The 14,946-nt window shown below is 44.1% G+C and carries 7 protein-coding genes; 1 reads left to right on the top strand and 6 read right to left on the bottom strand.

What is annotated here, in order from left to right:
* Window positions 1–168: 168 nt before the first annotated feature.
* A complete protein-coding gene (locus tag PO830_RS06355; protein WP_272852699.1) occupies window positions 169–2,796 on the top strand; it encodes a DUF5916 domain-containing protein in 2,628 nt (875 codons plus the stop codon).
* A 2-nt stretch (window positions 2,797–2,798) separates the two neighbouring features.
* Here PO830_RS06355 and polA read toward each other — a convergent pair whose 3' ends face one another.
* The 6 genes from polA to PO830_RS06325 form a co-directional block, all read right to left on the bottom strand.
* Window positions 2,799–5,636 carry a DNA polymerase I gene (gene polA, locus PO830_RS06350; RefSeq protein ID WP_272852698.1) on the bottom strand — a complete coding sequence of 946 codons (2,838 nt, stop codon included), beginning with the start codon at window positions 5,634–5,636 and terminating at the stop codon, window positions 2,799–2,801.
* Between the two features lie 127 nt (window positions 5,637–5,763).
* Window positions 5,764–6,372, bottom strand: a complete 609-nt coding sequence (locus tag PO830_RS06345; RefSeq protein WP_272852697.1) for a c-type cytochrome — start codon at window positions 6,370–6,372, stop codon at window positions 5,764–5,766.
* A gap of 93 nt (window positions 6,373–6,465) precedes the next feature.
* Window positions 6,466–7,710, bottom strand: coding sequence for a hypothetical protein (locus tag PO830_RS06340; protein ID WP_272852696.1), 1,245 nt, complete (start codon window positions 7,708–7,710; stop codon window positions 6,466–6,468).
* Window positions 7,711–7,870: 160 nt separating this feature from the next.
* A complete protein-coding gene (locus PO830_RS06335; protein WP_272852695.1) occupies window positions 7,871–8,554 on the bottom strand; it encodes a LytR/AlgR family response regulator transcription factor in 684 nt (227 codons plus the stop codon).
* A gap of 91 nt (window positions 8,555–8,645) precedes the next feature.
* Entirely contained in the window at window positions 8,646–10,391 is a 1,746-nt protein-coding gene (locus PO830_RS06330) for a histidine kinase dimerization/phosphoacceptor domain -containing protein (protein WP_272852694.1), read from the bottom strand.
* 101 nt (window positions 10,392–10,492) lie between these two features.
* Window positions 10,493–14,647 carry a tail fiber domain-containing protein gene (locus tag PO830_RS06325; protein ID WP_272852693.1) on the bottom strand — a complete coding sequence of 1,385 codons (4,155 nt, stop codon included), beginning with the start codon at window positions 14,645–14,647 and terminating at the stop codon, window positions 10,493–10,495.
* Window positions 14,648–14,946 lie beyond the last annotated feature (299 nt).

The following is a 14,946-nucleotide window of genomic DNA, read 5'->3' as shown; positions in this document are numbered from 1 at the left end:
AAGTTAAGGGCTATAAATAGTTTACATTCCTTTTGAGCAAGGCGTAATTCTGTTTTGTGAGATGCGGGAACTGAACCCTAGAACTGTTAAAAAAATCTTAAAACCTAGACGAATCTGTCACATTGCACCGTTTTAAAGGTCTATTCATCAGTCAATCTAACCAATCCTATGCTATCTCAATCACAAACCGTGTTGATAGGTTTTTTCTTTCTCACCACCATCAACTTCGCTCAAACCACAGAAAATACGATACCAAGACGTTCTTACACAACAACTTCCGTACAAAATCAAACGCCCATTAAGATCGATGGGAATTTAGATGATGAAGCTTGGAATGCGGTAGCATGGACCTCCGATTACGTGGAATTTCAACCCGATAACGGTACACCTCCTACGGAACAGACCAAGATGAAAATCGTGTACGATGATAAGAATCTTTACGTGGCGTTCAAATGTTATCAAAAGGATCCGGAAACCATTGAACAACGCATGGGAAGACGGGATGATTTTCCCGGCGATTGGGTAGAAATCAATATAGATAGTTATGGGGATGATCGTACCGGTTTTTCTTTTACCATCTCTGCTTCCGGTGTTAAAGGAGATGAGTTTATTTCGAATAATGGCAACTTCGACAGTAGTTGGAACCCAATATGGTATACCGATACTCAGGTAGATTCTGAAGGATGGACAGCAGAAATTAGAATTCCACTGAGTCAGCTGCGGTTTGGAAACGACGAAGAGCAAGTGTGGGGCATTCAATCGACACGCCGATATTTCAACAATGAAGAACGCTCTACGTGGCAACCGCTTCCTGCCAATCCGCCGGGTTGGGTAAGTGAATTCGGAGAATTAAGGGGGTTGAAGGGCTTGAAACCACAAAAGCAATTGGAAATTCAACCATATGTTGTAGGGCAACTCGACACCTATAAGGAGCAACCGGGCAACCCTTTTGAAGATGGAAACGATTCGCGACTCACAGGAGGACTGGACGCCAAAATTGGGATTACCAATGATCTAACGGTGGATCTTACTATTAACCCTGATTTTGGACAGGTAGATGCCGACCCGGGAGCGGTCGCCCTAGATGGCTTTGAGATCTTCTTTCAGGAGCGGAGACCTTTTTTTGTAGAGAATAAAAGTGTATTCGACTTTTCCTTTGCTGGAAATCAAGACAATTTGTTTTTTTCACGAAGAATTGGTCGCAGTCCCCAAGGACAGGCTATTGGACCAAATATTGCCTTTGTGGATCAACCGAATAATACTACAATTCTTGGAGCAGCCAAGTTTAGCGGAAAGACTCAGGATGGCTGGACGGTAGGTGTCTTAGAAAGTGTCACAGATCGCGAATTTGCTGATGTTATTGATACCGTTGGCACAGAACGGCAGGAACTGGTAGAGCCACTTACCAATTACGCCGTTGCCAGAGTTCAGAAGGATTTTAACGACAGAAATAGTTATGTAGGCGGAATTTTCACCGGAACAGTTCGCAGAATGGATCCTAATTTATCGTTTTTACATTCTCATGCGTATTCCGGCGGAATCGACTTTAAACACAATTGGAAAGAGCGTAAATATTATGTCGAAGGAAGCGCTGTTCTCAGTAATGTTCGCGGCAGTGCCGAAGCCATTGCACGTACGCAAACTTCCATAACTCATTTGTTTCAACGAACGGATGCCGATCATGTGGAAGTAGACCCTAACCGAACGCAACTTACCGGAACCGGAGGTCGCTTTGAAATTGGAAAAGGAGCGGTTGGGAACTGGCGCTACAACCTGGGAGGAAACTGGCGTTCACCAGAACTGGAATTGAACGATATTGGCTTTCTACGCCAGGCAGACGACATACGGCAGTATGCCAACATTCGCCACTTTTGGAATCAATCAACCTCCTGGTATCGGCAAGCCAACGTGGGGTTCAATCAATTTTCATCCTATGATTTTCAAGGGAATTACAACCGCATGCAGTATGAGATTAATGGGTATATTAACTGGAAGAATAACTGGTGGACAGAAGCGGGTGCTTCTCATAAACCCAGAATTTATTCCAATACCGTGCTTCGAGGCGGGCCCCGCTGGCGTTGGAATGAAGAGAATTTCTTTTTCCTATTCTCCGGAACGGATAGTCGGAAGAAATTCAGCATGCATGCTGGCTATGTCCATTCTGATGCAAAACAGAACAACTTCTCCTTCCGAAGATATGTCTTACGCTTTTTCTATCAACCGCTTAATTCCTTAAGCTTATCCCTTATTAATGAGTTCGAACAAAACCCCAACAAAACACAGTACGTCACCGAAAGCAGCTTTAATGGAACGCCCCGTTACATTCTGGGGGAAATTGATAATGAAAGCTTGAGTACGACACTACGGGTGAATTTTAATATTAACCCTAATCTTACGATTCAGTATTATGGACAGCCTTTCATCTTTAACGCCAAGTACACCAATTTTAATTACGTGAACAATGCCACGGCAAAAGATTTAAATGAACGCGTGACTTGGTACGACTCTAATCAAATTTCATTTGAAAACGGGCAATACAATGTAGATGAAGATAGCGATGGCACCAAAGATTATAGTTTTGGTGATCCCGATTTTGCTTTTGTTCAGTTTCGATCGAATTTGGTACTTCGGTGGGAGTATATTCCCGGATCTGAGATTTTCTTGGTCTGGTCTCAAGGAATTAACGGAATTGGAGACCCTACGAATGATTTCGGAACCATTATCGACAATCAGCTGTTGCGACAACAACCAAGAAATACCTTCTTACTGAAAGCCACTTATCGCTTTGTACTGTAAATTTAATGGGCTTCGAGCCAGTTTTGACCCACGCCAATTTCCACATCTAAAGGTACTGACAACTTATAGGCTTGTTCCATTTCACTTTTTACAAGTTTTTTAATGGCTTCTAATTCCTCTTTGTGAACATCAAAAACTAATTCATCGTGTACCTGTAATAGCATTTTTGATCGGTAATTTCCTTCAGAAAGATTTTTATGGATATTGATCATCGCGATCTTTATGATGTCGGCGGCGCTACCTTGAATGGGCGCATTCACCGCGTTGCGCTCTGCCGCACCGCGCACAACGGCATTACTGCCGTTAATGCCGTTTAGGTAGCGCCGTCTGCCTAATACTGTTTGCACATAACCGTTCTCACGCGCGTAATCTACTTGCTCGCTCATGTAGTTTCGCAATTTCGGGTAGGTTTTATAATAGGTTTCGATCAATTCCTTAGACTCACTTCTCGAGAGGTCTGTTTGATTGCTCAACCCAAAGGCCGACACTCCATAGATAATTCCGAAGTTTACCGTTTTCGCATTGCTACGTTGCTCGCGCGTTACTTCGTCGATGGGCACGTTAAATACCTTGGCTGCCGTAGACGCGTGGATATCTTCCCCATTCTTAAAGGCTTCGATCATGGTTTCCTCTTCGCTCAGAGCAGCGATAATGCGCAATTCGATTTGCGAATAATCGGCGGCCATCAACACATAGTCATCATTCCTAGGGACGAACGCCTTTCGCACTTCGCGACCGCGTTCGGTACGAATAGGAATGTTCTGTAAGTTTGGGTTGTTACTGCTTAGACGTCCTGTTGCTGCAACCGTTTGCATATAATCGGTATGTACCCGTCCGGTTTTTTCTTCCACCTGACTAGGAAGTGCGTCCACATAGGTACTTTTCAATTTTGTAAGTCCGCGATACTCTAAAACATCCCGAATAATCTTATGATCTTTTGCAAGGTAGGATAAGACGTCTTCAGCGGTAGAATATTGTCCTGTTTTTGTTTTCTTAGGCTTATCAACCAGCTTCATTTTTCCGAAGAGAATTTCGCCTAATTGTTTGGGAGAACCAATATTAAATTCTTCTCCGGCCTCTTGATACACTTCTTTTTCCAGACGTTGTATGTCTTTATCGAGTGCTTCGGAAAGTTCCTTCAGAAAAGGTTCATCGAGTTGAATACCCTCTAACTCCATAGCCGCTAGAACCCTCAAAAGCGGCACTTCGATGTCATCAAATAATTTCTGAGTGTTCGCTTCGCCCAATTCCTTTTCAAAATGTTCTTTTAGCTGAAGCGTTACATCGGCATCTTCTACGGCATATTCTGTTTGTTCTTCCACCGGTACATCGCGCATGGATTTTTGGTTCTTACCTTTTTTTCCGATCAAACTTTCAATAGAAACCGGAGTGTAGTTGAGGTAGGTCTCCGCCAGCACGTCCATGTTGTGTCGCATATCGGGATTGATAAGGTAATGCGCCAACATGGTATCAAATAGCTTTCCACGAACGGTCACACCGTATTTATGCAACACTTTTATGTCGTATTTTAAATTCTGACCAATCTTTTCAATAGCCTCATGCTCGAAGAAGGGCATCAATTGTTGGATAAGCTCCTTTGCCTCATCAAAGTTTTCTGGAAAGGGAAGGTAAAACCCTTTTCCGGCCTCCCAGGAAAAGGCAATTCCTACCAATTCTGCCGTAAGCGGGTTCAATCCTGTGGTTTCGGTGTCGAAACAAACGCTTTTTTGCTGAAGTAATTGCTTGAGGAATAACTTGAGTCCCATTCCCGGCTGAATGGTTTGATAGAAGTGTGATACGTCTTTTATAGTATTTCGGGAATTGTATTTCTGAATGTCTTCGGAAGCGTCACCGTCTCCCCCAAAAAGAGAAAACTGACCGCTACCGGCGGTTTTCGAAACCTTTTTTGCGGTTTCTGTTGTGCCTACTTTCGTCGTTTCTTCCGAAGCAGCCTCTTCCGAAAACAGTTTTAAGAATTGATCGCGCAATCGTCTAAACTCTAATTCTTCGAAGATCTCTTGTACTTTTTGCGCATCGGGTTGCGAGAGTTCAAAATCTTTGGCATCAAAGGTTACATCACAATCGGTGAAAATGGTAGCAAGTTTTTTTGAGAGTCGGCCTAGCTCCGCATTCTCAATCACTTTTTCCTTCATTTTTCCTTTGAGCTGGTCGGTATTCTCGAGCAGCCCCTCCATAGAACCGAATTGCGCTATGAATTTTTTAGCCGTTTTGTCGCCAACGCCCGGTAGGCCTGGAATGTTATCACTGGCATCGCCCATCATTCCCAGGTAATCGATCACCTGTTCCGGATGCTCTACCCCAAATCGTTTTTGTACTTCCGGAATGCCCCAGATCTCAATGGCATTGCCCATCCGAGCGGGGCGATACATAAAGATATTTTCTGAAACCAGTTGTCCAAAATCTTTATCGGGTGTCACCATGAATACCTGGTAATTCTCCTTTTCGGCTTGTTTGGCTAAGGTTCCTATGATATCGTCGGCCTCCATACCACTTATTTCAATACACGGAATATGCATCGCTTTGAGGAGGTCCTGAATGATGGGGATGGATTGTCTTATAACATCCGGAGTCTCATCACGATTGGCTTTATAGTCTTCAAAAAGTTCCGTACGCACGGCGCTTCCATCCTTGTCAAAACACACGGCCAGATGATCTGGCTTTTCGCGACGAATGACATCGAAAAGGGAATTCATAAACCCCATGATGGCTGAGGTATCTTGTCCTTTAGAGTTTATTCTAGGATTTTTAATCAATGCGTAATACCCACGGAAAATAAGCGCATAGGCATCGAGAAGAAAAAGTCGTTTTTGATCGGCCATTGGAAGGAATTATGAGTTCCCTCAAAGGTAGCAAGAAGGGTAGAAAAAACGGAATTTTCCTAAAAAAACTATCTCGACTTTTTCCGAAGAAAGAGACGAGATAGCGATACGAACCACAAATAAAACGTTATTGCTCTAATCTATCTGGGGGAATGTAAGAAGGCACCACATTCTCGATGGGTTCTAAAGACATTAAATAGTTGTATATGGCCTTAAGATCTTCTTCCGGCATTTCCTTATACGATTGCCATGGCATGGGGGGCATGAGGGGTCGGCTATTTTCCATGCCTTTATACTTCCCTTTGGTCATAGCCGTTTTGAACTGTTCAAAGCTCCACGAACCAATTCCCGTATCTGCCGGGGTGAGGTTTGCGCCAAAACTCACGCCCCACGGTCCAACGGCGGCGGTAAGATCACCGTGCATCAAGATCCATTTTCCGGGTCCCACGGCTTCGGGAACTATTTCAGGTAGCGTGGCGTCTGCCGGAAATCCCATCATCCATTTGTCCATATCAGGCACAGGGCCCTGCGGGGTCATTTTTTTAGGGGTATGGCAATGGTCGCATCCTATAACACGTGATAAATATTCCCCGCGCTCAATGCTTTTTTCTTTTGAAAGAGAAGTGTCGGCGGTAGAGACAGCTTTTGCATAATCGCCAGAAGTCTCATCCTTGCAGGAGAGTATTGCTATGCAACAGAAGAGAAGAGCCGTAATTGCTTTGAGATGATTTTTCATAATTGACATTGGTTAGTTTGAAAATCAATTTATTGAAAATGAGCTATATAAAACTATATGAAAACATAGATTTTCAATTTCATTCATTGCATTTTAATCGATTTTATACACCATAAATTGGGAGGCAACACTCAATGCCAAAATTGTTGCGGGGTCATTTGCAAAAATATAGAGTTCTATATAATCATTGGGGTTTAAAGATTCCACTGTTGAGAAGGAAACAGTTTCTGTGGTAACCACTTCACACGCCTTTTGTGCCAGGGTGTTTCCCGGAGGGGCTCCATTTTTAGCAATAATTACAACATATGTTCCCGTTCCTGAGATGGTAATATTGGCAGCGATTTGATACAATCCCGTTTGGGAAGCAATGAATCGTTCGCTACTCGTGTTGAAATCATTATTGGTGTCAATAACGTCGGTGTCAAAATTTATTTTGGTTATGGTCGATACCGCTACGGTGTGATTCGTGCTCATATCAGCTCGCACTACCGAAGGAGTTGGAGTGCTCGTAGCCGTATTCCAAAACACATTACCCGAACCGTCAGTGGTTAATACTTCCCCAGTCGCTCCATCTGATGTGGGAAAAGTATAACTTCCTACTTGTAGTTCATTATTCACCTCCAGCGTTCCGTTAACGCGAAGGAGATCGTTGTCGAACTCTCCATATAGTAAAGCACTATTGGGGCCGGCATCCGAATTCTCTATATACAATCGGTTTTGAATCGAGAAGTCACCATTACCGGCTTCATTACCGATCAAAATATTTCCTGAGGAGGTAAAATCCATATTCATGCCGGTACGATTTCCGATGGCGATATTGTTACTCCCGGTACGAACTCTTTCCAAACCGTAATTTCCAATATTAATATTATCATCTCCGGTGGTCAAAAATTCATTGCCTAAGATTCCTATAGAAATGTTATTACTGCCGTTCGTTAACCTACGAAAAACGAAAGGTCCAACGCCAATGTTTGAGTCTTCTGACCCATCGATTGCGGGAGCCGCGGTATCCCCCAAATAGAGCGATAAGTTTTGATAGATTCCATCCGACAAATCATCGATTTCTTGCGCCGTATTGGCGGCCAGATAATCCCAACTGCTTCCGTTGAAATAATGAAATCCAATATCGCTGCCATCCGTTTGAAACACCAACAAGCCGATAGCTGGAGATCCAATGGCATTTTTTTGTGCTTCCGTCATACGTGGAATCAATACTCCTTTATCAATAGCTGTGATGTCCAGCATCGCACTAGGGTCGGGCGCGGTAGTGTTAATACCTACTTGTGCTTGTAGAGAAGTGCAAATGATGAACAGCAGTAGAGACCAAACATGTTTCATAAATCAAACTTTTAATACCTGTAAGTAGGTTATTGGCTGTGATTGGGAGGCAAAAAAAGAAGGTGGCGGAAAAGTACCTTTTGTAGGTTTCTTCGGAAATTAAATTTAGTAAAGCCCCCTATTTTTTTAGGGAATGGTACGACAGGTGTTACGCAGGAGGTTATCCGAGTTTTTTTTTGATGGCATCTTTGTGACGCCGACTCATAGGAAGGGATTCTTGCTGGACGACCAATGTATTGTTGTGAACTTCTGAAACCTTCCGAAGATTGACCACATACGAGCGGTGCGATTTTAAAAAGTGTTGGGGGTTGAGCTTGGCAGAAACGGCTTTAAGCGTATGCGGCACCAGGTAGCGTTGGATAGGGGTATACACATAACAATAGTTGTCGAAGGCTTTTAAATAGGTGATGCTCGCCTGATCTATCTTATGCAGCACGCCCTCGCTCTTTATCAGTAGAAATTCTACGTTGCGAGTGGCGTAGTCGTGCCATGCGAGTTCAATGTTACTTCGCAAGCCACTTTCGGTGAAAGGCTTGACGATAAACCCCAAAGGTTGAGTGCTTTTCACCCGATTGATGGTCTGTGGGTCGGTTTGAGAGGTGAGAAATAAATACGGTTGTTTTCGTTCATCCAAGGCGCACGCCAAATCAATTCCGTCCTTACTACCTTCCAATTGAATATCCACCAAAACAAGATCGGGTTGTGTGCGTTCAATCAGCATTAAAGCACCCTCGTAGCTGTCGGCGTCCCCCAGTACCCTATGTCCCTGCTTTCTTAGTGCGGTATCAATAGTGGCGACAATCAAGGGCTCATCTTCTATTATAACAAGGCGTAAGGATTTCATTTGTAACGAAGGTACGGAATCTTGAGTAAGGTAGTTCAGAACATCAGAAGACACCAATATATTTAGTGACGCCTACCATATTTTTAGTAACTCAAAGTTCTTCAAATCGGTGAATTTCCAATTGGGCGATCGTTCCTTGAGGTTCGTTTGGTTTGTAACGAAGCGATCCGTGTAATTTTTTTGCCAGCGATCGGATCAGTTGGATTCCGAAGGAACTTTCCTGAATGTTAGACGGCATCCCTAATCCATTGTCGCGAACCGTTAACAAAAGTATCTGGTTGTTTTTTTTCAGGCGCACTTCTAAGGTGCGTACCGACTGATTCTTCGGAAAGGCATGCTTAACGACATTGGTGAGTAATTCGTTAATAATGAGCCCCAATGGGGTGATGGTTTCAACAGACAGGAGCAAGGGAGCTATTTCTGCGGAAACCTCAATGGAAGCAGGTTCATTTTCATGACTCTCGAGTATGTCTGTAATGAGGTCGATGATGTATTCTGAAGCATCGATTCCCACCAACTGCTCTTTGCTGTACAATTTTTGATGAATAAGCACCATGCTGCGCACCCTGTTTTGGGCTTCTTGCAATGCCAATTGTCCTTCTCGGTCCTGTACGTTTTCGGCTTGAAGATAAAGGAGGGAAGACACCATTTGAAAACTGTTTTTTACACGGTGATGCGTTTCTTTGAGCAATACATTCTTTTCATCAATGGTCGCTTCCAGCAGCTTCTTTTGCCGCGCGAGCTGTCTGTTTTTTCGCTTATTTTTAAAAAGGAAAAAGCCAATAAGTCCGGCGATCACGACCCCTGCAATTGCCAGAAATAAATACCGTTGCCGTTGCTGCTTTGCTTGTTGATTTTCGAGTGCTAATAGTTTGAGTTGCGCATCTTTTTTTTCCGTTTCGTATTTGGTTTCTAATTCCAACACCACATTGTCACGCTGTTTTTCTTTGATCTCTTCAAAAACCGAAATATATTGATCACGATACTGCAAGGCCTCCTGATAATTTCCGGTGAAGGCAAGGTAATCGGCTATATTTCGCAGCAGCAAACTTTGGTCCCGCAATCCATAATTTCCGCTTCGAACCGCCTCCTTAGCCCGCGCTAACGGAATATTCATATTCGATGAATCTTTCGCCTGTGTCTTTGCGTGTAGTAAAAAGTATAAGTTGAGATCGGGGTCGGGATTGTCTGGGGTTTCTTCAGTGGCCCGATGTAACACCGAAATGGCTTCCGGAAACCGCTCCTGTTTTACGTAGAGATAGCCTAGATTGCCCAAGGTGGCATAGTCCATTTCAGGTTGAACTGGCAGCGTCAGACTATGTTTCATATAATTTTCCGCGGAAGCGAAATCCTCTAAAGAGGAATGTACCGATCCTAAATTGATAAGACACTTTTTGATCAAGACAGAATCCTTAAACTTTTCTGCTTGTTCTAATGATTTTAGGTAATATTCTTTCGCATTTTGATAATTGTCGGTCGTATGAAACATAATTCCGAGCGAATGAAATACGGAGGCGATATACGCGAGTTCCTCTGCCTCACATAGCGCAATGGCATCAAAATAAAATTGACTCGCCTTTTCGATATTACCCGTTACGATCTCGTGATATAACCCAATGGATTCCATCGCCATCACTTGTCCTAAAGGATCGTTATTTTCTTTTGCTATGTCTAGTGCCTGTCGTGAAAGCAGAAGCGAGCTGTCGTTACTTTCTAAGGTATACTCCCAGGCTCTATCGATGAGTTGTTGAAGACGCGGGGCGACAGCATCTTTGGAATGCTGCGCTTGGACCGGATAAATGAGTGCACAGAGTAGGAGGGCTAATATGTGTTTCAACTTCAGTGAATTTCCACTAAAAATAGAAAAAAATAAAGGACATCAAATGGACATCCTTTACCCGCTGCGTTATCAGTTATATATTCTGGGGTTCTTGCTCTCTATTTTTCTGCAGTGGGCAGTGCCGGTTCCTTAGAATCTTTGTTTTGCGCTTCCAGTGCAGATAACCGAGCCTCGAGCGTTTCATACGATTTTAGCTGCTTTTTGAGGTTTTCATTTTGTGTTTCCAAGTCCGAAATCTTTTGATTTAGTTCCTTGATGGCCTGCACAAAGAGCGGATCGTAATCGCCATAGGCTGTTTGATAATACCCTTGAGCGTCTTCGGAAACTTTTTCCGGAAAAACCTCCATTAATTCCTGTGCTATAAACCCGTATTGGATGCCCTCAGGGCGTTCAATGCCCGTTTTTTGATCGTTCCATTCATAGGAAACCCCTCGCAATTGCAACAATTTTTCTAAGGCTTCGGAAGAAGCAATGGTTTCAATCTTCTTTTTTAAGCGCCGGTCACTATTACCAGCCCATGTTCCTGCAGTTGCCTTAGAGGCCGTGCCCTCCACTTCGAAGGTGTTGGTGGTTGGGGTTCTTCCAATTCCCACATTTCCATCACCAGTCGCGACGATGACATTACCCACGGTGGTATAAAACACGTTGAACCTACTATCACTATCGGTATCATCGGCACGACTAAACACCACCCATTCGTGATCGGTCTCCGCATTGTTTTTAAAACGAATTCGGGATCCACCATTGGCTGAAAGTTGTCGTAATTCCAAGTGAGAATAATTAGCTCCGCTATTTTTAAGGATGCTTATAGCAGCATCTGAATTATCTGTTTCTCCTATGCTTAATCGATCTGAAATATAGTTTTTACCCACAAAATATCCGGCCCAGCCATTTGCGGTATTTACGTTATTATAGGTTCCAAAATGAGTTCCTCCCGCGCCTACATTAATGATATTGAAGGTTCCATATTTGGCTCCTGAGCCTGTTCCCGTTAGCGCATTATACATCCCGTAGTGATTTCCATTTCCATTGCCGTTCATTAGACTTCGAGACCCATACCTAATTCCGTTACCAGTATCGTTAAAATTGTTGTCGAGTCCAAAATAGGCATTCGAATTTCCATTACTTCCGTCAAAGAAGTTGCTCACACCTGTTTTGGTTCCGGTTCCGGTTCCGTCCAAAATGTTGTCGAGTCCCGTCGCTGGATTTACGGTAGCGCCACCCATGTCATTTTGTACTCCGTAGTAACTTCCAGAAGAGCCGGTAAAGTCGTTGTAAACACCAAACTGAGCTGCGGAAACATTAGTACTAAACCTTGAAAATACGCCATAATTACTTCCCGTTCCTCCATTGTTGAAGTAATTGTTGAGTCCGCGTTTACTACCATTTGTATTTCCGGCAAAGGCCGAATAGAAGGCGTATTCGGCAGCATTACCCGTGCTGGAGAACGTAATATTAGTGCCATAACGAGTACCGGTTCCAGAACCCGAAAGGAGCATATCAATACCTCTGGAAGTTCCGGTTCCGTTGCTTTGCTTCGAAACAGATAGTGCCGTAGTTATTGCCGAAGTGTTATCGGTTTTTTGGATTTGTGATGCGGTGGCTGAAGTGTTTCTGTCCTCGCGAACGTCTAATCGAAGGACGGGAGCACTTGTGCCGATACCAACATTGCCTGTGTTTCGTACGAAGAAGGCATCGGCCCCATTATCGTAAATGGCAAAATTAGCTGTTCCGGTGAGGTCGTATTCTATATCAAAGTTGCCTTGATCAATGGTCGTATCTTGTGTAAGGGCTCCTCCTAATTGAATATCATTCCCCGTTTCCGTTACCCCGTTGCTCGCTGTGGTGCTTTCCGTCGTAGGGGATGTCACCCAACTAACGTTACCGCTGCCGTCCGTTTGCATAATTTGCCCATTACTTCCCCGAGTTGAAGGCAAGGTGTAGGTGTTTCCGCTTACGGTACCAATAGCGACATTTCCAAGAAAATAACCAGCGTAGCTACCTGTTTTCAAAACGTTACTGTATACTCCATAATGCGTGCCTCCCGCCGTGTTGGTAATGGTGTTATAACTACCGTACTTGTCGCCTGTTCCCGTTCCGGAAAGCATATTGAAGACAGCGTATTGTACCCCATTATTATTGCTATCAATATCATTCTCGATTCCCACGATGGTACCCTGATAATTAGAACCCGCTTGAAACCAGTTTCGCATGCCTTTAAGTGTTCTTCCGGACGTCATCGACCCGGCAAAATTTTGATAAATACCCGTAAAGTTTTGGGAAATATTCATTTCATCTCTATTGTTGATAAACGAGGAGATGCCGGTTGTTGGAGTACTTCCCGTTAAGGTCATGTTCATACCTACGCGCGTAGCAGTTCCTGTAAGGTCTACGTCCACTGCGTTTGTATTATCCGTAACGATGCTCAATGTTCCATCGTCGATGGCTACGTTCCCCTCCGTATAAATATTCTGTGCAATACTTGTAGGCGAAGAAGTGGTGCTGGACACGTACCAATCGGCATCTTCCGGCGTAATGGTTGCTGGATCGGTCCAGCTAGCATTTCCATTCGCATCAGAAGCTAATACATACCCCGCCGCTTCATTGCCATCTACAAATTGCAGGGTTCCTACCACATCTAAGGTCGCATCCGGATCGTTGTTGTTAATTCCGAGCTGTCGGGCATGATTCAAACGCATACCTTCTACCATGGGCGATTGGTTAATAGCGTTACCATGAACGTAAAAAGCAAGTCCCAATAAGTCTTCATCACCCGCGGTTTGAATGGCTGCGATGGCGGCCTTACGTTGCCCTTTGCGTACTACAGCATTAGGGCCAAACCCTATGGATCCGCCCCAACTATTGAGTCCGCCGCCGCTTCCCCCATCCACATACAAACCATCCTGTCCTGTGTTGGCATAGCTAAGATCGAAATTTGTGGTTTTTCCGACGTGCAACGGACTCACAGGGCTGGCTTCTCCAATACCCACGGCATCGCTGGTGCCGTCCACGCGGAGCATGTTCGTTTCAGAAGTACTTTCCACGCGCAGTCCGCCATCGCCTTCAATAGCAACAGCGCCATTATCTGCGGTAATCGTTCGGCCCAGTCCGGCGCCTCCAAAATCGTAGGCTTCATCTAAGGTGCCACCAGATGGACTTAGAGTAGCGAAGGTGATATTTCCGGCGCCATCGGTGGTCATAACTTGTCCGGCGGTACCGTCGGTGGCAGGAAGTAGATAACGCCCCGTGGAGGGATCGGTTCCGAAGGAAGCGCGTCCAATGAAATACCCAGCGTAACCCGTGCTGTTTTCTACTTCAGCATAGTATCCATAATGGGTGCCGTTTGCCGTAGGGTCTATCAATACGTGTGAACCGTATTTATTTCCCACTCCGCTTCCGCGAATATTAGTTTTCGTTCCGTATCGAATTCCATTTCCTTCGGAAAAAAGGGTGTTTAAAACCCCGTAGATTACCCCTTCATGTGTATCTGCGGATAGAAATCGATTTTCAAGTCCGGTAAAAGTAGATGAAGTGCCATTTGTTCCTGTAAATTCATTCCGAAACCCAACGGCACCTTGCGTACTGTTAAACTCGTTGAGAACACCATACTCGGCTCCTCCATTATTAAAAAACTCGTTGTGAAGCCCGTAGGTGCTACCAATGTGTGTAGTTGACATTCGATTGTAAATTCCCCGATAGTTTAAATGTCCGCTGGGCGTTATTCCAAGATCCTGATTGTATATTCCATACACTGTTCCTCCGGGAGTATTGGTTCCCTCAGGGGCGATGCGTAAGGCGTTTGTGTTTACGGCAATATCATTCGCGATATTCAGTTTCGTATTGGAAACTCCATTTAAGTTAGTTCCTATAGACACATTTCCTTGGGTAACGATGTTATCTGTAATGGAAGTGGCAGGATTAGTAGTTCCTTCCTCAAACCAATCTGCATCACTGGTAGTACCAGAAAGTACTATCCAGCTACTCGTACCGTTGTCCCAATAGTAGAATCCTTCGGAAGGGGCTCCGTTTCCGGTAATGAATACCAGCATGCCATCTTGAGCTGCAGTGGGGTTAGTCGCAGGAAATTCATCGATACGCGGAATTAAGAGTCCGTCTGTATTCGCAGGATTTGACACGTCGGTAGCCGAAATATCCAATTGTGCATTTGGATTGGTGTTTCCGATGCCCACCTGTGCGATGAGGAATGAGGTTGAATATAGAAAGAGAAATGCTAGGGTGTAAATTGCCTTCATAAGTAATAGCGTTGTTAAAAAAACCACAGCTAAGTAGGCAAGTAGTAGGTAACAGATTCGGGATTTCAAAAATAGAACCCTTCCTGTTCCCAAACCTCTATGATTTCATACATTTTATAATGGGAGAAACGGGCGAGCGGTATTTCAGCGTAATAGAAAAAGAAAAGCCACCACGGATGTGATGACTTTTCGCCCCAAATTTGATTGACCCACCTATAGGCGTGTCAACCTACTTATGTAGCACAAAGCTAATAAAAATTATGGTATGCTTTTTAAAAAAGACGGAAATAGCAAAAAAT

It is taken from the genome of Altibacter sp. HG106, from assembly GCF_028561755.1.
GTDB lineage: Bacteria > Bacteroidota > Bacteroidia > Flavobacteriales > Flavobacteriaceae > DFVG01.
Note: the sequence above shows the minus strand (reverse complement) of the source record. Positions and strands in the feature narration are given on the sequence as shown.

What these genes read in the sequence shown, in the direction of transcription:
- PO830_RS06355 (WP_272852699.1), top strand. Translation starts at nt 169, where the DNA reads ATGCTATCTCAATCACAAACCGTGTTGATAGGTTTTTTCTTTCTCACC.
- polA (WP_272852698.1), bottom strand. Translation starts at nt 5,636, where the DNA reads ATGGCCGATCAAAAACGACTTTTTCTTCTCGATGCCTATGCGCTTATT.
- PO830_RS06345 (WP_272852697.1), bottom strand. Translation starts at nt 6,372, where the DNA reads ATGAAAAATCATCTCAAAGCAATTACGGCTCTTCTCTTCTGTTGCATA.
- PO830_RS06340 (WP_272852696.1), bottom strand. Translation starts at nt 7,710, where the DNA reads ATGAAACATGTTTGGTCTCTACTGCTGTTCATCATTTGCACTTCTCTA.
- PO830_RS06335 (WP_272852695.1), bottom strand. Translation starts at nt 8,554, where the DNA reads ATGAAATCCTTACGCCTTGTTATAATAGAAGATGAGCCCTTGATTGTC.
- PO830_RS06325 (WP_272852693.1), bottom strand. Translation starts at nt 14,647, where the DNA reads ATGAAGGCAATTTACACCCTAGCATTTCTCTTTCTATATTCAACCTCA.